Genomic DNA, 20,481 nt, shown 5'->3' with positions numbered 1-20,481 from the left:
TTCGCGCAATACGGGAAAATGATCTCCATTGAAGAATATTCCATCGCTGTTATTCTCCATAATAGAACATTTGCCGAGGCACGCCGGGATCGCAACAGCTCCCGTGCCGCACGGATGTTCGAGTTGCGCCGATGAAGAGGAGGCGAGTGGCGATCATGGACAGCGACCCGGCAGGAAAAATCTGGTCGGAGTGGTATGCGTGGCACCCTGTCTTGCCGATCGATGACTCAGTGTTCTGGCTCGAGACCGTATACCGCCGGGAAAGCCCGGAAGGTCTGTGGCAATATCGTTCGTTCCGGCCCGAATTTGAACGCCGGCAGGCTCTGGCGGACATACCGGTCTGTCCGGGCGCTTAAAACCCGACAACGATCGCCAGGTAGGCGTGCGTCAACCGAGTGCCTGGCTGACGAGTGCATAGGTCCTCGGCTCGGGCGCCACTGCGCGTCCCGCAACTGGAAGCCAAGGGCCACCGAGCGACATGGTCGTCACGATGTCGTAGACAGGAAGACCGCAGCGGGAGAGGAAATCGGAAAAGGCCCCGCCCTGCTCGCGTGTGTCGAGGCGCAGGAACGCTCCTGCGTGCTCGGCTGCGTGCGGGCGGACGACGGCGATCGCGTCCGCGTCACTGCGTGCCACAACGGGACCGATAACATGGCCGCGCCCGAACCGTCGGCAAAGGGAGAATGCCTCGATCCGGCCGGCGCGGCTCAACACGATGCCCTTGGAATTTGCCATGAGCCGGGCCAGGAGCAGTTTGCGATCCGTGCCGAAGGCCACACAATCCAATTCGGCGATCGCTTCCAGATCGCCAGCCTCCACGGCCCGTATCACGGCACCGGACGGCGGCTCCACATCCGGCGGCAATATCGCTTCGCCATGGCATTGAAAGACCAGCGCCTCCCGAACAAAGTTCAGGGACCGATAAAGACGGCGCGCCGCGCGCGTCGCATTCAGCCCGAGGTTTCGCCCGGCGACCTGATTCAGCGCGTGGCCCATCAGCCATTGCCCGGCGCCATTGGTTTGAAGACGCGGCGAGGTGATGACCATACCGATCGTGGCAAATTGCGCGTCATAGGGAAACCACATCGCAGAGCCCAGGATGCGCCCGATTTCATCGATCGCCACGATGCCCTGGCCGAACTCCCGCAGGAACTGCCAGTCCTCACCGCGATGCGGCCAGGCGACGGTCATCGAAAGCGCATGCAACTTGTCGAGGGCAACGCTGTCGATCCCGGCAATGTGCGTCTCGAAACTATCGACGAATCTGGATTCGGATGTCAGTTCACTCACTCCCACCCCCTGCCGCATTTTCTGGCCAAGCCTGTGCTCCGGAAACTTCTCCGCCCAGACTAGAACAGATCGTTCGATACAATTCACTGGTGAAGCTGGCGCAAACACAACAATCGACCAAATCTCGATGCGCTTTCGGCAAGTAACGCCTGCGCCTCCCTCTAGACTCATTGACAGATCCAGCGGCCGGAGTCGCTTTTCACTGTGAGAGCCCGGAAATGTCACCTCCCTCGGCCCAGTTGCAAACACCTCTAACATCTCGCTGGGCCGAATTGTCGTTTCCGTCGGCGGCATGGGCGCCGCCTCGGCAGGCAGGGCATGCTTGTGAGGCCGCCGATGCAGGCGATTGAGATTCTCGAAACGCTTGTCGGCTTCCCCTCCGTCGTCGGCACGCCGAACGGCGAGATCGTGGCGTGGATCCGGCACTACCTGCAAAGCCACGGCGCTGTGGTCACGGAGCTTCCCGGCCCGGAGGGCGATCGGTCGAACCTCTTCGCCACGATCGGCCCGAAGGAAACGCCGGGCTATATCCTTTCGGGCCATGTGGACGTGGTGCCCGCCGCCGAAAGCGGCTGGACCAGCGATCCGTTCCGCCTGCGCACCGAAGCGGATCGCCTCTACGGTCGCGGCGCCACCGACATGAAGGGTTTCCTGGCCGCCGTTCTCGCCGCCGTCCCGGCTCTCGCCGTCATGCCGCTTCGCCAGCCGGTCCACCTTGCCTTTTCCTATGACGAGGAGGCCGGCTGCCGCGGCGTGCCGCACATGATCGCGCACATTCCGGAGCTCTGCGCAACTCCGCTTGGCGCGATCATCGGCGAGCCGAGCGGCATGCGGGCGATCCGCGCCCACAAGGGCAAGGCCGCCGCCCGGCTGACGGTCAGGGGCCGGTCCGGCCATTCTTCGCGCCCTGACCAGGGACTGAACGCAATCCATGCCATGACCGACGTCCTGGCCTGCGCCACCGCCGAAGCCGAACGACTCACACGCGGCCCGTTCGAGCCTGTCTTCGAACCACCCTACTCCTCGCTTCAGATCGGCACGCTGAAGGGCGGCCAGGCGGTTAACATCATTCCCGACACCTGCGAGGCCGAGTTCGAAGCGCGGGCCATTTCCGGCGTCGATCCGGTCACGCTACTGGCGCCGCTGCGAGCATCGGCCGAGGCGCTGTCGCCGCTCGGCTTTCAGGTGGAATGGCGCGAACTCAGCGCCTATCCGGCGCTTTCGCTGGCCGCCGATGCGCCGCTTGCTGCGCTGCTTGGCGAACTGACCGGCATCGAGCCGCTCGCCGCCGTCAGCTACGGCACCGAGGCCGGCCTTTTCCAGCGCGCCGGCATCGATGCGATCATCTGCGGACCGGGCGACATCGGCCGTGCCCACAAGCCGGACGAATTCATCCTCGCCGGCGAACTGCTGGCCTGCCAGGCGATGGTCGAGGCGCTTGGCCGCCGCTGCGCCTGATGACATCCGATCGAGGAGCCGACGCCATGACCTTTCTCTTCAATTCCGATGCGAAGCGCGGCGCCATATTCGCCAAAGCCTTCGCGCGCGAACTGCCCGACATTGCTTTTTCCATGGATCCCCAGTCGGTCGAACCGGACGCCGTGCGCTACCTGATCACCTGGACCGTACCGCAGGATCTCGCCCGCTATCGCAATCTCGAAATCCTGTTTTCGATCGGCGCGGGTATCGACCAGTTCCGCATCGATGCGGTGCCGGCGTCGGTGAAGGTGGTGCGCATGGTCGAGGACGGCATCATCAGGATGATGCAGGAATATGTGACGCTGGCCGTGCTTGCGCTGCATCGCGACATGCCGGCCTATCTCGACCAGCAGCGGCGCCGGACCTGGCAGACGATCGCTTCTAGGCAGGCCTCGGAACGCCGCATTGGCGTGCTCGGCCTCGGCATGCTTGGGAGCGCCGTGCTCGAACGGTTGCAGCCCTTCGGCTTTCCGCTTTCGGGCTGGAGCCGCAGCCCGCGCGAGATCGAGGGCATCCAATGCCTGAGCGGCCGCGACGGTCTCGATACTCTGCTTGCAACCACCGACATTCTCGTCTGCCTGCTGCCGCTGACGGATGAGACGCGCGGTTTCCTGAATGCCGAGCTCTTCGCCGGACTGCCGGCCGGCGCAGCACTCGTCCATGTCGGCCGCGGCCCTCAGCTCGACCATCAGGCGCTCGTCGACGCGCTCGACGCCGGGCATCTCTCCGGCGCCGTCGTCGATGTCACCGATCCGGAACCGCTGCCTGCGGACCACGCCTTCTGGAACCATCCGAAGATCCTGTTGACGCCCCACGTTGCGAGCGTCACCCAGCCTGAAACCGCCGCGGCGGCGGTGATCGGCAACATCAAACGGCACCAGGCGGGCGTCGATCCGATCGGTCTGGTCGATCGCAACCGTGGCTACTGAGTTCTCAACCTAGGAAAGCAAATCATGTCCCTCCTCAAGACGATCGACACCAACCCATCCTTCGCGCCGCGCGAGTCCGGCCCCCTCCCCGAACGGCTGATCTCGGGCAATCCGGCCTTCAAGACCTGGGCGCAGGATGTCGCCCGCGGCGAGACGGTTCATAGCGGCGTCTGGGAAGCGACACCCGGCGAGACGCGCTCGATCAAGGGTGAGACGTTCGAGTTCTGCCATATCCTTTCCGGCCTGGTCGAACTCACGCCGGAAGGCGGCGAACCGGTGGTCTACAAGGCCGGCGACAGCTTCGTCATGAAGCCGGGCTTCGTTGGTGTCTGGAAGACGATCGAGACGGTGCGCAAGATCTACGTCACCGTGTCGTGATGTCGACGCCGTAGATTTGACTGCGGCGGCGGCGAAAACGCAATTTTTCGCCGCCGCGGCATCGCCGGTCGACGCATGCTGCTCGCCTTCCCCAGTTAGGCTTGTCTCAGCCCATCCCGAGGACATGCGATGACACTCAGCTTCGATCCGAACACGATTTCCCTGCCCGTCGGACATTTCATCGGCGGCCGGCTGGTTCCGGCCGAAGCTGTCATCGACATGCATCGCCCATCCGACGGCAAGGCTTATGCCGGCTGCCCGCTGGCCGACGAGGCGCTTGTCGACCACGCCGTCGAAACCGCCAGGACCGCATTGAAGACGAGCAATTGGGGCGGCATGCGGCCGCGCGAGCGCACCGTGGCGCTGCAGCGCTGGGCGGACCTGATCGAAGCCGAGGCTGAGACCCTCGCCAGGCTCGAGGCGCTCTCCTCGACACGACCCGTCGGTCATCTCGTCGCCGGCGATATCGCCGTCACCGCTGAGCAAATCCGCTTCTTTGCCGAATTCGCCGACAAGGAAGGCGGCGACCTCGTCCCGACCGACGATGCGAACTTCGGCATGATCATGACGGAACCCTATGGCGTCGTCGGCGCCATCACGCCCTGGAATTTCCCCTTGTCCATGGCCGGCTGGAAGCTCGGCCCGGCGCTGGCTGCAGGCAATGCGGTGGTGCTGAAGCCGTCGGAAATGACGCCGTTTTCGACGCTCTATCTCGCCGAACTTTCGGTGCGGGCCGGCCTGCCGGCGGGTCTCGTCAACATCGTGCTCGGCGACGGCCCGACCACCGGAAATGCGATCACCGGCCATCCTGGCATCTCCAAGGTCAGCTTCACCGGCTCGACGGCGGCCGGCGCGGCAATCATGACCAACATCGCCCGCACCGGCGTCAAGCCGATGACGCTGGAACTCGGCGGCAAAAGCCCGCAACTGGTCTTCGCCGATGCCGATCTCGAGCTTGCAGCCGGCGCAATCGCCGGCAGCATTCTCTCCAACGCCGGTCAGGCCTGCGTTTGCGGATCCCGGTTGATCGTCGAGGCGAAGGTGGCGGACGTGCTCGCAGCCGCCCTCGTCGAGAGGCTGGCGGCCATCCGCCCCGGCCCCACCTGGGAGGAAACGACCGATTATTCGCCCGTCATCTCCGAACGCCAGATCGCTCGCATGGACGGCATCATCCGCGCCGCGATCGACGACGGCGCCGAGTGCCTCACCGGTGGCCGCCGGCTCGACCGCGAAGGTTATTTCTACGCACCGACCCTGATATCAGGCGTGACGGCAACGTCGCCGGCGGTTCTGGAAGAAATCTTCGGACCGGTGCTGACCATTCAGACCTTCGAGGACGAGGAGGAGGCGCTGAGCCTCGCCGACCATCCGGCCTATGGGCTCGCCGCAGGCCTCTTCACCCGCGATCTCTCGCGTGCCATCCGCGTGACCCGTCGCCTGCAGGCCGGCACCGTCTGGGTCAACCGCTACGGCCGCTCGCGCGACCATATCCTGCCGACCGGCGGCTACAAGCAGTCCGGCATCGGCAAGGATCTCGGGCGCGACGCCTATCTCGCCAACCGCAAGAGCAAGAGTGTGCTCATCAGCCTGTGAGGACCTGCGATGAAAACCTACAAGATCGCCCTTCTGCCCGGAGACGGGATCGGCCGCGACGTGACGGCAGCAGCCTGGGCCGTGCTCGAAAAGGCAGCGAGCCTGAACGGATTTTCTCTTGATGCAACCAGCTATCCCTGGTCCTGCGACTACTATCTGGTGAACGGCAGCATGATGCCCGTCGACGGCATCGAAACGCTGAGGCCCTTCGATGCCATCCTGCTCGGCGCCGTCGGCTGGCCCAGCAAGGTGCTGGATTCCGTGTCGCTGCACGGGTTTCTGCTGCCGATCCGCAAGGCCTTCGTGCAATATGCCAATATCCGCCCGCACCGGCTGCTGCCGGGTGTGCAGGGGCCGTTGCGGTCCGATGGCTTCGACATCCTCTGTATTCGTGAAAATACCGAGGGCGAATATTCCGGCGCCGGTGGCCGCGTCCACCAGGGCACCGACAATGAGGTGGCGGTCGAGACCTCGATTTTCACCCGCAAGGGGGTTGAGCGCATTCTGCGCTTCGGCTTTGAGCAAGCGCGTGCGCGCAGCGGCAAGCTTGCCTCGGTGACGAAGTCCAATGCCCAGAAATATTCGATGGTCTTCTGGGACGAGATCACCCAGAGGCTTTCCGCGGAATATCCCGATGTCGCGGTAACCAGCTACCATATCGACGCCATGGCCGCCCGCATGGTCATGGCGCCGGATAGTCTCGACGTCGTGGTCGCCTCCAACCTGTTCGGCGACATCTTGACCGACCTCGGCGCCGCCATCCAGGGCGGGCTCGGCTTTGCCGCCTCCGCCAATATCAATCCCGATCGCTCGGCGCCATCGATGTTCGAACCGGTTCATGGCTCCGCGCCCGATATCGCTCATCTCGGCATCGCCAATCCGATCGCCGCCATCTGGTCGGGCGCGATGATGCTGGAGCATTTGGGAGAAACCGCAGCGGCCGGAAAGGTGATGGCCGCCATCGAGGCGACGACGGCACGCGGCATCGGCGCAATTCCCGGCAAGGACAGGACCGACGCCATCACGGCATCGGTGCTTTCGGCACTTGGCTGATCAATGGAGAACAGAATGAACGGATTAAGGGATGCCAGCCTGCTGCGTCAGCAAGGGCTAATCGGCGGAGAATGGCGCGGGGCTGAAACCGGGCGCACGATCGAGGTGATCGACCCCGCAGCGCAGCATGTGCTGGGTACGGTGCCCGACATGGACGAAGCCGATACGAGGGCGGCAATCGCGGCGGCGGAAAAGGCCTTTGCTCCATGGCGCGCAAAGACCAATGCCGAGCGCGGCGCATTGCTGGAAGCCTGGCATGATCTGATGCTCGACAATATCGAGGATCTGGCGCTGATCCTCACCCGTGAGCAGGGCAAGCCGCTGACGGAAGCGCGCGGTGAAATCCGTTACGGCGCCTCGTTCATCAAATGGTTCTCGGAGGAGGCGCGCCGTATCGGCGGGACGACCATTCCCTCGCCGACGGTGGACCGGCGGATCGTCGTTCTGAAGGAGCCGGTCGGCGTGTCGGCGATCATCACGCCGTGGAATTTTCCGAACGCGATGATCACCCGCAAGGTCGGGCCGGCGCTCGCTGCAGGCTGCACGATCGTCGTCAAGCCATCCGACCTGACCCCCTATTCGGCGCTGGCGCTCGGCGTCCTGGCGGAGCGTGCCGGCATCCCGAAAGGCGTGATCAATATCGTCACCGGCTTGCCCACCCGGATCGGTGACGAACTGATGGCGAACCAGACCGTCCGCAAGATCTCCTTCACCGGCTCGACCCGCGTCGGCTCGCTGCTGATGCGCGGCGCGGCCGACAGCGTCAAGCGGCTCAGCCTCGAACTCGGCGGCAACGCGCCGTTCATCGTCTTCGACGACGCCGATCTTGATCTTGCCGTGGAAGGCGCGATCGCCTCGAAATTCCGTAATGGCGGGCAGACCTGCGTCTGCGCCAATCGCCTACTCGTCCAGTCCGGCGTCTACGAGGCCTTTGCCGCCAAACTTTCCGCACGCGTATCGGCCATGAAGGTCGGAGCCGGCATGGATGCAGGCACGGATATCGGACCGATGATCAACAGGGCGGCGATCGAGAAGATCAAGCGTCACGTCGACGATGCGGTGGAAAAGGGAGCAAGGATCCTCGCCACTGCGGATTCCGTGCCTGAAGGCGACCAATATGCAGTGCCGATGGTGCTCGGCGGTGCGACGACCGAGATGCAGCTTGCCAGCGAAGAGACCTTCGGACCCGTCGCTCCGCTTTTCCGTTTCGACAACGAGGACGAGGCGATCCGCATCGCCAACGCCACGCCCTTCGGCCTTGCCGCCTATTTCTACACCGAGAGCCTGAAACGCTCCTGGCGTGTCGCCGAAGCGCTCGAATTCGGGATGCTCGGCCTGAACACAGGGGCGATCTCGACGGAGGTCGCTCCCTTCGGCGGCATCAAACAATCCGGTCTTGGCCGCGAGGGCGCGCAATGCGGCATCGAGGAATATCTCGAAATAAAGAGCTTCCACATCGGCGGGCTCGCCTAACTACAGGAAAACAAAAGAGCGCCGGGACATCATCCCGGCGCTGGATGATCGGAGCGACGGTCGATGCTCCTGCTGGAGCAACTCCGACACGTCGGCTTGAGTACTTCGCAGCCTTTGGCGGATGCCTGCAAAATTACGGTGCCCAAACAACATTTCTTTGACGCTGCTTTGACGGCAGGATGCTACGGCCGGTTTGCGAAGTTACGCAGAGGGATTTCAACCGGTTATGCTTCAGTTCGATCATCGTCACAGCATAGATTTACATTTCGCAATCCCGGTTTCCCTTCCCGGTTGCTTGCCAGGAGCCGAAGTTGTGGCAGACTGGCCCCTGGATGCTAGGTCTTCCGGCCGCCAAACGAGCGTATCGGAGGCAGCGGGGGCGGGGCCGGTGGATCGCATGAACAAGGAGCACTATCCGTTTCGGATGTTCCTGCTCGGGCCTTTTGCCCTTGTGGACGCCGGGGGGCGGTCAATTACTCCGAAATCCAAAAAGGCACAGGCTCTTCTGGCAATGCTTGCATTGTCCGCCCGGGGCTCGCGCTCGAGAATCTGGCTTAGGGACAAGTTATGGAGCGATCGCTCCGACGACCAGGCGGCAGCCAGTCTACGCCAAGCGCTTTTGGACATTCATAAGAGTCTGGGGCCGGCACGTGATCTCCTGATTGCGGATAAGAATACCGTGTGGCTGGATACGGACCGACTCGTGCTCGATACCGACCTGGTGCTTCGGACGGAGCGATCTCCGGATCAAGTCACCGACGAATTGCTCGAAGGCATCGACATCCGCGATCCCGAATTCGAGGACTGGTTGGCGCTGGAACGGCAAAACTGGTATCGCCGCCTCGATGAAGGACAAGTCCACGACGTCTTCGAGCCGCGACAGCAACCGAGCCGCGATATCGCCAAACATTCCGCCCTGCTGCCTTTAACAGGCGCCCCGGATACGTCGAGAACAGGCAAAGCCGTGGACAGCGCCAGCAGCGGCCCAGATGGGCGGCGGGGCGGCGGTGGCTGGCAATGGATGATGGCTCTTCTGTCCCCCATCGTGGTGGGTGCCGGAGAGGGCGGACAAATTGCTGCGACACGGTTCCAGAACCTCATTTCAAAAGCCATCATCGATGGGCTGGGCTTTGGAGTCACTGACCTCTCCTTCACCTTGCCGCATATTGAAGAGAACGAACAGCAGATCAGCCTTCCCATATGCCTACAGCTTCGCCTGACGTTTGATGGTGACATGGTGCTGATCGAGCTGGTGATGAAGCACCTGATCAACAACCGCATTCATTGGCTGGGCAGTCAGGCAATCAACCGCACGCAGTTCGAGCGGGGCGAGTTCGGCATCGCCGCTGCGCTGATCAGCCAGGCCGTCGATCAACTGGCCTATTTCCAGGAGATCCAGGCAACCGACAGCCGATTGTCGCAAGACGGTCTCCTGATCGACGCCGTCAATGCGATCTTTCGGCTGTCGCGCGACGACCTCGATAACGCGGAACGGCGCCTGGAAGAACAGATCCAGCATCAGCCGCGATCATCGACTTTTGCCTGGCTGTCATTCATTCGGACTTTCCAGGTCGGCCAACGTTTCAACGCGCTGGACGCGCATTTGATCGAGGAAGCCCAGGCCTATGCACGCAAGGCGCTGGAACTCGATCCGCAGAATTCCGTGTCGCTCGCGCTCGTCGGCCACGTCCATTCGTTCCTGTTCGGTGAATACGACTATGCGGCCAACCTGTTCGAAAAATCGATCCGCCTGAATCCGGCCCTGCCGCTCGGTTGGGACCTCTACGCGATGCTGCACTGCTATGCAGGCCAGCCCGACAAGGCAGTGGCGATGGCGCGTTGGGTACAAGAGCTCGGCGTCTACAGCCCGCATAAATATTACTTCGATACGACCAAATGCATTGCGGCAGCGCTTGCAGGCGATCATGCCGCAGCCATAGCTGCAGGCGAAGAAGCCCTGCGGGCACGGCCGAACTTCAACAGCCTGCTGCGCTATCTTGCCTCCAGTCACGCCCATTCCAACGATCTGGGCGGCGCGCGGCATTACCTGCAGCGTCTTGAGGCAGTCGAGGGCGGCTTCTCCATCAACGACTTCCGCGGCAGCGGCTATCCGCTGCTCGACACAGGCGGCGGCCAGATCTTGATCGACGGCCTGCTCAAGGCCGGCGCCAAGCTGCGCTGAACCCCGGACAATTTTTCACATCATCGCGCAAGGAGGCTGCAATGGAAGCGGACACTGCCCACGAATCGCAATCAAAAATTGTCTTATTTCTAAACAGTTATAAATTCAGGATTGAGCCGGATACGGTCCTTCCATGCGAACCGAGGGACGATGCCGGTGCTGATCCTCTCGCCGGTGCGTCGCCGGCAGCACTTGATGCAGCCTCCGAACCTTCGCTTTTCCCCGGCACGGGTGAAGATGCATCGCATCTGGCAGGGCCCATGATGGCGACGATGGCCGTAGCCTCGGTCCTCACGAGCGTGGCGAACAAGTCGGTGCTCAACAAGGCATCGCTGAACAAAAACAAGAACAAAAATAAGAATAAGAACAAGAACAAGAACAAGTCGACGATGGACGGCGCCAGCCTCGGCGTGTCGCAGCTTATCCCCTCCTTCGAGCTGCGCAGGCTGCACCAGCAGCCGTCACGCAACGCCTATACAGCGGCGCGGCGCTTCACCTGGGAAATGCTGGATATACTTCCGCCGCCCGGCCCGGATTATACCCGCCTCGAAACGACGGTGCTGCTCTCCATGCAGCGCCGCGACCGCGAACGCGTGCGGCGCCTGCCCGACATCCAAATCGAGTCGACGATCTCCGTCGGGGAGTTCACCCGCGCATTGCATATCGAGGATCTCGGCGGTTTCGAGCAGACAGAAGGGCTTTTCCAGGCGATCCTGACGGCCTGCGAATATGTCGGACTGATCTACAAGAGCCAGTTCAACCGGCTGCGGCCAAACCAGTTCGAGCCCATGCTGCGGCCGTTGCTGGCCGTGCCGGTTCACGAGTCCTATCCCAGCAACCATTCGTTCCAGTGCTTTTCGATCGCCTTTGCGTTCTCGACGATCCTGCCGGAACATCCGGCCACCGACGAGCTTGCCCGCATCGCCCAGAACGTCGCCGAAAATCGCGAATGGGCCGGCCTGCACTATCCGAGCGACACGCAGGCAGGGCGAGACCTCGCCCGACGCTTCGCTCCCTACCTCCACGACGCGTTCGGTCCTTTGTTCCAGGCCGTACACGACGAATGGGTCTGAATTCTCCAACCGCTGCTCAATAGGGTTACAACCATGACGGATCAAACAAAAATGCCTGAGCCCGCGCCGATCAACTACTACTATCTCTGGCACCTGACTGCTCTTGGCGTCGTCGACGCGGAATACGGATCGGCTCCGCCGATGCCTCCAGCGCCCGATGCGAGCGCCGCACGCGCGCTCCCCGATCCCCACATCACCGGCACGGTCTGGGATGCTATCGTTTCCGCCGGCCCGTTGCGGCCGGCACGGGTCGCGCTGATCGATGTCGGCGTATCTCCGGATCATCCCAATCTGGCAACCCGGCTTGACCGGGAGGCGTCAATCGATTTGACGACCCATCGTTACGGCGCCCGCGTGCTCGAAATTCTCGATACGACCACGTCCTTTGACCGCGAGGAAAGACATGCCTTCTTTGCCGGGCTCGACATTGCTCCGCTCGGCAATATGGGCCTTTCGAACGACGATCGGGACTATCTTGGTGATCTGGTTGCCGAATACGCCGCGTCGGAGGGTGTCCTCCGGCGGCTCTATAATCCGGAATCGCTGTTTGCGTCGCATGGTACCTGCTGCGCAGGGCTGATCGTCGGCGAACCCGCCGTTGTTGCGGAAGAAGGCACGCCAAGCCTTCCGCCGGAAGGAGCCTTCTATGGGAATGGCGACGAGCTGCGGACGAGCGGCAATCGCAATGTTATCCCCTATTTCGGCGTTGACCCTTTCTCAAGGCTTATCTCGATCAGAACATCCTTCGAAGACGATGTCAGGCAGTTCATTGCGGCCTTCCTTTATGCCTATCTTCAGAAAGCAGACGTAATCGTCTTGCCGCGCGGTCTGCCTGACCCGAAACGCAGCATCGTTGATCCGAAGAACGAGCTGAAGGCCGACCTGGAATTGTGGAAAAACCAGGATGCCGCCAATCTGTTCACGCGCATTGCCCTTGCTGATCAGGGTGGGCCTGAACTGGAGCCGAAGGCTGCGCAGAAAGGCTCCAATCCGGATCGCCCATGGCATGTCCTCAAACAACTCATCCTCGCCATCAGCCGACACATCCCGATTGTCTGCGCCGCAGGAAACAGTGGCGAGAGCCAGCTGATCTATCCAGCAAGTCTAGCCGCCGACAACAACGGCATTATTGCAGTTGGAGCCGTTACCGTCGAAGGTTTCCGTTCGGGCTACAGCAATTACGGCGAAGGATTGACGGTTGTCTCTCCCTCTGACGACGGGGAAGTCTTCAACAGGCATCAGTTGCGCCTCGACCGGCTTTCTCCATTTGCCGCGCAGCACGACTACAGCGTTTTTCGAACGCGGGAATACTGCTATTCGCACTTCTCGCTGCTGACGACCGACCTATCGGGGATTTTCGGCTATGATCATGGCTCCGATCCGTGGTCGGCCATCGTGCCGTTCGGAACCAATCCCGGCATCGGGGGCGGATACTACACCACCTTCGGGGGCACATCAGGCGCGGCGGCGCAGGTGGGCGGGCTATGTGCCCTGATACAGCGGGCCTACAAAAGTCGCCACAATCCCGGCGACCGCCTCTCGGGGCATCAAGTGAAATCAATTCTGAAGACCGCATCCCGTCTGGACGCCATTGTCGCGCCCGGCACCAGGAAATTGACGGCGGATTGCATGAACGCCGAAAGCGAGGACGCCGTCGAGATGGCCTATTTCTTTGGATCGGGCCTGCCGAATGCGCGGGCGGCGGTACAGGCAGCTCTGGCCATCTGAATCCCGGGGATGCTTTTCGAAAGATTCCAAGCCTCCTCTATCGAGGGGGCTTTTTCTTTGTTTACGCCCCCTTTTTACGGATTTTTAACGCGGTACTGGCGGGCGAATGACGCCCTTGGGCAATAGTGCCTCTCAACGGACGGCGCATACCGTTCCGATGCCGACGAAGCCGGCCCGAACCGGGGCATCTTCGCCCGACATGCAACCTTGATCCACCGGAAGACAAACCCACGGAGGCTGTCGATGTCCGCGTCTCGCATTCAACAATTGGCAGATGAGGCGTGCCACCTGCTCAGGGGCAATCCCCTGATGGCTAGCACCGCCTCCCTGCAGCGCGTCGCAACTCGCAACCTTTTAAAGCGACGCTTCCAATATGGGTCCACGCTCGCAGCGGCTTCGAAGCTTGCCGATTGTTCGGCCGGGGTCGAGGCGCTGTCAGGCTATTTCCCCGGCCTTGCAGATGGCGGATACACTCGTCTGCTGGAGCTTCCCCCAGCGGTTGCCGAGCCGGTCAGTGCCGACCCTTATCGTTCGTCCGTGCTTGCGGCCTGGATGGGTGGGCTCGCGCGGAGCCTGGAATGGCAGGCGGGGGTCCCCGATGCGCACATCGTCAGCGGCTATCTGAACCCGCATCTGATCGCATCGGATCTTGAACTCGAACGTCAGCCGGCGCGCCGGCTCTCTTGCGGCATCGGCCTCGTCCGCATCGAAAGCCTGGCGCGGAGCCGTGTCATGCAAGCCCTCTTCCGCCAATGCATGCCGAACTATCACGGTTTCGACTACCCCATCCCTGACGACGCGGAATTGGATCGCATCGCCGATCATCTGGAGAGCGCCTTCGCACTAGTCGCGGAATTGGACGTGTACGGCTATCAGCGCCTGATCGCCGGCCTGCATACGCTTCACGTTGGCGTGCGACGCGAACCCACGTGTTCGTTCTCGAGTTCGAACGAATTGCCGGGCAGCGCGATCATCGTGCTTTCCAGAGAAAGATTGCGCGACGGCGATCATGCCGCGACCGCGGCCCAACTGCTTCACCAAGCGGGGCATGTCCTGCTCGGGTTTTATACGACCTCGGCGGCGGCATCCCTGCCCGGCGAGTTCCAATATGTTTCCCCATACAAGGGGGATCTACAGACGCTCGAGAGCATCCTGCACGTGGTGTACGCCATTCCCTGGGAGTGCGCCTTCGGCATGGCATGTCTATCCAACGAGTCGGATCCTGAGCGCCGCGCCTTGAAGACGGCATTCATAATTACCTATGCCGCGCGGCAAATCCCGCTCATCGATATCGCTCGGAAAGGAATCGAGCGTCTCGGCGGCGATGTCCTCCTCGACCTCCCAGACATCGCCGCCATTCCTTCCTGGAGTAGCCGGATCCTGTTCCTCGTGGGCCAGTTGCTTGCCGAAGAGCCCATCGCGCACCGCCAGGCGCACCTTGCCGAGCGCCAGCGAATTCTCGATCGCCAAGCCTGGGATATCGGACAGATGCTGCTACGCGGCAAAGAGCCGGTCGATCCTCGGATGGGCCGGCGAGAGATCGATGATAGCGGCGCCAATGTCAGCCTCTGGTACGACGGCAAATTCCACGTGATCCCGAAGGCCGCCGACCATGCGATGGGCAAGGACTACGGTCGCTACGCCGAGACGATCCGCGGATATGCGCCCAGCGAGATGGAGGCGATGTGATGGTCAATGATCGGTCCAAACGATTGTCAGCGACCGCCACCGCGTCCGTCGACTTCCCGTACCTCGTCACCCACAGCCTCGGGCGGGGCGGCCGGGGGGCTCTGTTCACCGGCAATAGTTCCGATTCTGTCGAAGAACAGAGCCCCCATGTTTCCAGGTCTGCATTCGTCGTCTCGTTGAAGGCTTCCGATATGCCGGCGGAGGACGAATATGACTCCACCGCAATCGATCACCGCGACGCCATCCTGACGCCTCTTTGCCATCAGCAACGCGATCTCGCACGGTTTGGCGATATCGACTTCGTCATCATCGGATGCGGCGACTTGGGTTCACAGATCGCCATCCAGCTTGCGGCCCTCGGCGCGCGCCGTTTCCTTCTTGTGGATGCGGATCGTATCGACGAGAATGATTTGAACCGTCTCCCATGGGCGGGCAAGGCTTATCTCGGCTGGTTGAAGACGGATAGGCTGGCGACCCATCTGGCCGCGGGTTTCTCGGCCAATGTCTTCGCACTGCCCGAATTTGCGAATGGCGCCTCGGCGCTGCGGTTAATCGCAGACTACACCAATAGCCCGTTCTTCATTTTCGCCGGCGACGATTCTCTTCCAGCCCAAGATCTCCTGTCGGCCTGCCGAGCATTGAAAGCCGGCCTGCCGCCGCATCTGCATGTGGGCCGCTCTGCAAACTATTGCATGGCAGGTCCTTTGGTCTTGGTGCATGAGGACACATGTTCCGTCTGCCATTGTGCCACCCAACTCGCAAGCGACGACAGCTTTCGCGCCCCGCCGGCCACCGTCCACAATCCATTGGTCGCCGGCCTTGCCGTGTCGCAGATCGCCCAAAACTGCCTTTCGAGACACTCGGTCGCCCGGGGACGCCAATGGATATTGGACCTCAAAGGCGATCAAGCCGAGCTGCGCTCTCTTAAAACACCCCGAATGTAAGGTATGTCCATGATCGCGCTATTTTCCTCGGAATATTGTTGCCCCGTTGGCGCAACTGCCGGAAAGAACGATGAGCTGACGATAACCGAAGCTCTTCATGATCCGCTGATCGCCATGGTGATGCGCGCGGATGGCGTGACCTCCGAAGAATTCAAGCGACTCCTTGAGGCGGCAGCCCGCGAGCTAAAAGCCAATCTAGCGAACTCCTCCTTCCCATCAACCGGAGGATAGGCAGGTGATTGTCGAAACTGCACGGAAGGTGGTTGACGAGCATGGATGGCCAATCTCGGTCCGAACCATGGCCCGGCATCGGCACCGGCCGTCCCGCGGAGTTCAGGGGCAATGAGATTCGATATGGTGAGAAAGTTCCCAACGATAATTCTTGTTTTTGCCGAAGGGAAAGATCGCAAGGTGATCCGTACCGCTCACGAGGCTGCCCAACTGTTGCTGAAGGAATGGCCCACCGACGATGGTGAGGAATTCCTCACAGCGGTGAGAATCTGTTTGGAGGTCCTTACCGGAGAGAGCGAACCCGAGCAACTGCATGAGGCAATCGTCCGCGCGGCATATGAAGCGGGTATTGCAGTGATCACGACTGATAACCGCCTTGGGATTCTCAGGATCTATCCAGTCAGCGAGGCCAGATAGTTGAGCGCCGCGCAGGTGCTCATCTCAATCCTGGCCCCATCGGGCCGCTTCGGCTGCAATCGGGCTGATCCGGTCCGTTACTGGAAGCGATCGAGGGTCTTGTAATAGAGCCCGACGAGCGGCAGGAACCACGGTTTTCCAAAATGGCCGGGGACGGCCGGCCAGTCGAGCCCCTTGATCGGGTTACGGTCGGCCTTGCCGAGGATGGCGTCGGCCATGATCATGCCGAGATGGGTGGAGAGCTGGGCGCCGTGGCCGGAATAACCCATGGCATACCAGACACCATCGACATAGCCGGCGCGCGGATAGCGGTCCTTCGTCATGTCGACGAGCCCGCCCCAGCAATAGTCGATCTCGACGCCGGCAAGCTGCGGGAAGATCTCAGCCAGGCTGGCGCGCAGAATGTCGCCGCTCCTTGCGTCCGATCGCTGATCCGATGTGGCGGAAAAGCGGGCGCGACCGCCGAAGATCAACCGCCTGTCGGGCGACAGCCGGAAATAGTTGCCGATGTTCATCGACGTCACACAGGTGCGGTTGCCCGGCATCGTAGCGGCGATTTCGGCGTCGGTCAGCGGACGCGTGGCAATCAGGAAGCTGCCGACGGAAACGATCCGGCGGCGGAAATAGTTAAAGAGCGACGGCGTATAGGCACCTGTCGCGACCAGCACATGGTCTGCGGTGACGGTGCCGCGTGCCGTCTCAAGGCTGTGGCGGCCGTTGCCCTGCCGGTGGGCGGTCACGGAGGCCTTTTCGAAGATGACGGCGCCATGACGGGCGGCTGCAGTGGCGAGCCCCGCGACATAGCGGCCCATATGCATCATTGCACTCTTCTTGGACAACATAGCGCCATGGAAAGGCGAGCCGACCTCTCTTTTCAGCTCATTCGCCGTCAGAAGTGCGGTGTCCGGATCGACTTCTCGGTGGACAGCCTCAAAATTGCGGGCAATGGCATCGAAATGCTGCGGCTTGGAGGCAAGCTTCAGCTTGCCAGCACGGCGGAAATTGCAGTCGATCCCCTCTTCCGCGATAATCGCCTCGATCGTGTCGATGGAATCGTCAAATGCCTTGTAGAGGGCGACGGCCCGCTCCACGCCGAGTGCCGATTTGGCGGACAGGAAACTGTGGGCGAGCCCGTTGTTGAGGTGGCCGCCATTGCGCCCCGACGCTCCCCAGCCGACCCTTTCGGCCTCCAGCACGACGACCTTGACGCCCGTTTTTGCAAGCTGGCGCGCCGCGGCAAGCCCGGTAAAGCCGGCGCCGATGACGGCGACGTCGTAATGTCCTTCGACGGGGCCTTGGGCGCCGCCGGCAAAGGGCTGGGCCGTGTCGTGCCAGTAGGATTCGAACTGCATCCTGGTGTCTCCGTCAGAGCCCGACGACACCAGGCAGACCCGAGATGTCAGGAATTTCGACATAGCCGTAATAGGGATTGGCCGGCTCGTGGCCGCGGTTGACCCAGACCTTGTTCTTGATGCCGAGATCGTGGGCCGACATCAGATCGTAGCGGAAGGAGGACGAGCAGTGCAGCACGTCTTCCGGTCCGCAGCCCAGCATATCGAGCATATATTCAAAGCCCTTGAAGCGTGGCTTGTAGGACTGCGCCTGCTCGGCGGTATAGACCGCATGGAAGGGCGCGCCCAGTTTTTCGACGTTCGACATGATCTGCGAATTCATGGCGTTGGAGAGGATGACCAAAGGGATTTCCTTGGCGACCTTGGCGAGACCGGCCGGGACATCCGGATGCGGCCCCCAGGTCGGAACCCGCTCATAGATCATCCGGGCGGCTTCGTCGCGAAATGTCACGCCGTTGCGCTTGCATGTCCGCTCGAGCGAATTGTGCACCACCTCGGCATAGGGTTTCCAGTCGCCCAGGATCTCGTCGAGCCGATAGGCGGCGAAATTCTTGATGAACTCCGCCATATGCGGCTCGTCGAGCTCTTCGCCGTAGAGGTCACGCGCCGCTTCCGCCATCTGAAAATTGGTCAGCGTGCCGTAGCAGTCGAAGGTGATGTATTTCGGACGGAACGTCGTCATCTGCGTATCCTTGAGCGATCGGAACTGGGGACGTGTCACAATCATAGGCACCGCTTCACCCACAGCTCGCCTGAATTGCCGCCATCGGAAGCAGAATCTATCGTATCGAAAGCGGGGTTTGGCAGAAGGTTGCGCGCTTGCCCGCGGTCAACGTCCGGCGGAGTTACGCCTTCAATCGCCGTCGTGATCGTGATCGTGATTCGACGGAAGGTCGAGGCCGAAGGTATTGACGAGATCAGCCACCTGCGCCGGGCTGAGGAAACGGGGATTGAGGTTGCGCAACAGCAGATAGAGCTTCGCCGTTTCCTCCAACTCCTCGGTCGCAAAAACCGCCGCCTCCAGGCTGTCGCCGGCGACAACCGGTCCGTGATTGGCCAGCAGCACCGACGAATACTTGCCCGCCAGCCCGCGGATGGCGTCGGCCACCGCCGGATCGCCGGGACGATAATATGGCACCAGTGCGGTTTCACCGGCGCGCATCAGATAATATGGCGTCATCGGCGGCAGGGCGGCGCGCGGATCGATCTCCGGCAGCATGGTCAGTGCCACCGCGTGGGTGGAGTGAAGATGGACGATGGCGCGGGCGCTGCCGCGCGTATCGTAGAGGGCCGTGTGCAGCGGAATTTCCTTGGTCGGCTTGTCGCCGGACAGGAGCCGGCCTTCGGCATCGAGCCTGGAGATCCGTACCGGGTCGAGAAAGCCGAGCGACGCGTTGGTCGGCGTGACCAGCCAGCCGCCATCCTCCAGCCGCAACGATATGTTGCCCGACGAACCGGGCGTCAGCCCGCGCTCGAACAGCGAGCGGCCGTATCGGCAGATTTCCTCACGCAGGCGCGCGTCGGACATGACAGTTCCTCCAATATTACGCGGTTGCCCCTTCGATCAGTTCAAAGCCGAGATCGACTGCCTGCGGCGGCGCGTTGCCGACGACAAGCTGGGCGGCTATCTGCCCCGTCGCCACGCGCGGCGTTCGGATGGTCGACAGTGGTTGCGGTGTTGCCTGGCCGATATCGAGGCCGTTATAGCCGAAAATGGCGAGCTTCGAGGGGATCGCGATCCTTTCGGCCAGACAATGAAAATAGCCGCCCAGCGCCATGTCGTCGTTGGAAAAATAAACCGCATCGAGATCGGTCGTCCGGGCAAGCAGCCGCTCCAGCCCCAGCCTGCCGTTTTCCACGGACGAAGCGCCGGCGAGAATTTCGCGGGCGATGAGGGGGGCGTCATGCGCATCGAGCGTTTCGCAAAAGCTGGAAAACCGCTTGCCGGCACGGGTATCGCGGTTCAGGTCGTGACCGACATAGCCGATCCGGCGATACCCCCGCTTCAGCAGGAAGGCAGCGCTCTCCCGTCCGGCCGCACGGTTCGAGAAGCCGACCGCGATATCGAGAGCATCGCCGTCCAGATCGAGCAGTTCGACGACCCGGCACCCGCTGGCGCGCAGCATCTTCACGGTGCCTTCAGTATGCTCGCATCCCGCCAGCATGACCGCCGCCGGCCGCCAGGCGAGCATCGCCGCGGCAAGCGCTTCCTCCTTGCTCGGATCATAGTCGGTCACGGAAAAGACCGCCTGGTACCGGTTTTCCTCCAGAACAGCACTGGCGCCGCGCAGCACATCGGGAAAGACGATGTTGGACAAAGAGGGAATGACGAAGGCAACGAGACGCGAACCGGTGGAGGCGAGCGTTCCCGCAATCCGGTTCGGCACATAGCCCAGCCGCTCGACGGCAGCCATCACCCGCTCGCGCGTCTTGCCGGAAAACGAACCGTGGTTGCGCAGCACGCGCGACACCGTGCTCTCGCCGACACCGGCCGCTTGCGCCACCTCCGCAAGGGTCACCGTTGCCTGATGTTTGAATTCCATAGTCAATGTTGAACCCGGCATCTGGAAGCTTCAGGCGCGCGAAGAGTCCTTGGAACGCCGCCGCTGCCTCATCATGTTTCACCAGTTTCGGCGAGAAGCAAGGTATTTTTGGCAGCGCTGCCAATTT

General features: G+C 62.0%; 19 protein-coding genes. 14 read left to right on the top strand and 5 right to left on the bottom strand.

Annotated features, from left to right (window positions below):
* Positions 1-131 precede the first annotated feature (131 nt).
* Positions 132-356 (top strand): hypothetical protein, encoded by a 225-nt coding sequence (locus tag OIU37_RS23685; RefSeq protein WP_180696091.1) that lies wholly within the window; start codon positions 132-134, stop codon positions 354-356.
* Between the two features lie 31 nt (positions 357-387).
* Here OIU37_RS23685 and OIU37_RS23680 read toward each other — a convergent pair whose 3' ends face one another.
* Positions 388-1,308 (bottom strand): GNAT family N-acetyltransferase, encoded by a 921-nt coding sequence (locus tag OIU37_RS23680; RefSeq protein ID WP_171603740.1) that lies wholly within the window; start codon positions 1,306-1,308, stop codon positions 388-390.
* A gap of 318 nt (positions 1,309-1,626) precedes the next feature.
* Here OIU37_RS23680 and argE point away from each other — a divergent pair, with 318 nt between their 5' ends.
* The 13 genes from argE (at position 1,627) to OIU37_RS23615 (ending at position 16,459) form a co-directional block, all read left to right on the top strand.
* Positions 1,627-2,748: an acetylornithine deacetylase gene (gene argE, locus OIU37_RS23675; RefSeq protein WP_171603739.1), complete on the top strand. Its 1,122-nt coding sequence runs from the start codon at positions 1,627-1,629 to the stop codon at positions 2,746-2,748.
* 26 nt (positions 2,749-2,774) lie between these two features.
* Complete coding sequence (locus tag OIU37_RS23670) at positions 2,775-3,698, top strand: glyoxylate/hydroxypyruvate reductase A (RefSeq protein WP_171603738.1); 924 nt, start codon at positions 2,775-2,777, stop codon at positions 3,696-3,698.
* A 24-nt stretch (positions 3,699-3,722) separates the two neighbouring features.
* The gene (locus tag OIU37_RS23665) at positions 3,723-4,076 is read left to right on the top strand and encodes a cupin domain-containing protein (RefSeq protein ID WP_020047262.1); all 354 of its coding nucleotides are present in this window, start codon (positions 3,723-3,725) and stop codon (positions 4,074-4,076) included.
* 129 nt (positions 4,077-4,205) lie between these two features.
* Positions 4,206-5,669, top strand: a complete 1,464-nt coding sequence (locus OIU37_RS23660) for an aldehyde dehydrogenase (RefSeq protein ID WP_264258806.1) — start codon at positions 4,206-4,208, stop codon at positions 5,667-5,669.
* 9 nt (positions 5,670-5,678) lie between these two features.
* Positions 5,679-6,722, top strand: a complete 1,044-nt coding sequence (locus OIU37_RS23655; RefSeq protein WP_264258805.1) for a tartrate dehydrogenase — start codon at positions 5,679-5,681, stop codon at positions 6,720-6,722.
* A gap of 15 nt (positions 6,723-6,737) precedes the next feature.
* Positions 6,738-8,195 carry an NAD-dependent succinate-semialdehyde dehydrogenase gene (locus tag OIU37_RS23650; protein ID WP_264258804.1) on the top strand — a complete coding sequence of 486 codons (1,458 nt, stop codon included), beginning with the start codon at positions 6,738-6,740 and terminating at the stop codon, positions 8,193-8,195.
* 226 nt (positions 8,196-8,421) lie between these two features.
* Positions 8,422-10,377 carry an SARP family transcriptional regulator gene (locus OIU37_RS23645; RefSeq protein WP_264258803.1) on the top strand — a complete coding sequence of 652 codons (1,956 nt, stop codon included), beginning with the start codon at positions 8,422-8,424 and terminating at the stop codon, positions 10,375-10,377.
* Positions 10,378-10,418: 41 nt separating this feature from the next.
* The gene (locus OIU37_RS23640) at positions 10,419-11,450 is read left to right on the top strand and encodes a phosphatase PAP2 family protein (protein ID WP_171603733.1); all 1,032 of its coding nucleotides are present in this window, start codon (positions 10,419-10,421) and stop codon (positions 11,448-11,450) included.
* Between the two features lie 33 nt (positions 11,451-11,483).
* Positions 11,484-13,178: a S8 family serine peptidase gene (locus tag OIU37_RS23635; protein WP_264258802.1), complete on the top strand. Its 1,695-nt coding sequence runs from the start codon at positions 11,484-11,486 to the stop codon at positions 13,176-13,178.
* Between the two features lie 243 nt (positions 13,179-13,421).
* Complete coding sequence (locus OIU37_RS23630; RefSeq protein WP_180696103.1) at positions 13,422-14,867, top strand: HEXXH motif-containing putative peptide modification protein; 1,446 nt, start codon at positions 13,422-13,424, stop codon at positions 14,865-14,867.
* A complete protein-coding gene (locus tag OIU37_RS23625; protein ID WP_319004756.1) occupies positions 14,864-15,811 on the top strand; it encodes a ThiF family adenylyltransferase in 948 nt (315 codons plus the stop codon). Before OIU37_RS23630 ends, OIU37_RS23625 begins: the two co-directional genes overlap by 4 nt.
* A 9-nt stretch (positions 15,812-15,820) precedes the next feature.
* Complete coding sequence (locus tag OIU37_RS23620) at positions 15,821-16,042, top strand: hypothetical protein (RefSeq protein ID WP_180696182.1); 222 nt, start codon at positions 15,821-15,823, stop codon at positions 16,040-16,042.
* Positions 16,043-16,153: 111 nt separating this feature from the next.
* Positions 16,154-16,459, top strand: coding sequence for a DUF982 domain-containing protein (locus OIU37_RS23615; RefSeq protein WP_064655387.1), 306 nt, complete (start codon positions 16,154-16,156; stop codon positions 16,457-16,459).
* Positions 16,460-16,536: 77 nt separating this feature from the next.
* On the opposite strand, the gene OIU37_RS23610 is transcribed toward OIU37_RS23615, so the two are convergent.
* The 4 genes from OIU37_RS23610 to OIU37_RS23595 form a co-directional block, all read right to left on the bottom strand.
* Positions 16,537-17,811, bottom strand: coding sequence for an FAD-binding oxidoreductase (locus tag OIU37_RS23610; RefSeq protein ID WP_180696107.1), 1,275 nt, complete (start codon positions 17,809-17,811; stop codon positions 16,537-16,539).
* 13 nt (positions 17,812-17,824) lie between these two features.
* Positions 17,825-18,493: a haloacid dehalogenase type II gene (locus OIU37_RS23605; RefSeq protein ID WP_180696108.1), complete on the bottom strand. Its 669-nt coding sequence runs from the start codon at positions 18,491-18,493 to the stop codon at positions 17,825-17,827.
* A gap of 171 nt (positions 18,494-18,664) precedes the next feature.
* Positions 18,665-19,339 (bottom strand): aldolase, encoded by a 675-nt coding sequence (locus OIU37_RS23600; RefSeq protein WP_171603726.1) that lies wholly within the window; start codon positions 19,337-19,339, stop codon positions 18,665-18,667.
* Between the two features lie 16 nt (positions 19,340-19,355).
* The gene (locus OIU37_RS23595) at positions 19,356-20,354 is read right to left on the bottom strand and encodes a LacI family DNA-binding transcriptional regulator (RefSeq protein ID WP_264258902.1); all 999 of its coding nucleotides are present in this window, start codon (positions 20,352-20,354) and stop codon (positions 19,356-19,358) included.
* Positions 20,355-20,481: the final 127 nt, after the last annotated feature.

Source organism: Rhizobium sp. BT-226 (assembly GCF_025847085.2).
Taxonomy (GTDB): Bacteria; Pseudomonadota; Alphaproteobacteria; order Rhizobiales; family Rhizobiaceae; genus Rhizobium; species Rhizobium sophorae.
Note: the sequence above shows the minus strand (reverse complement) of the source record. Positions and strands in the feature narration are given on the sequence as shown.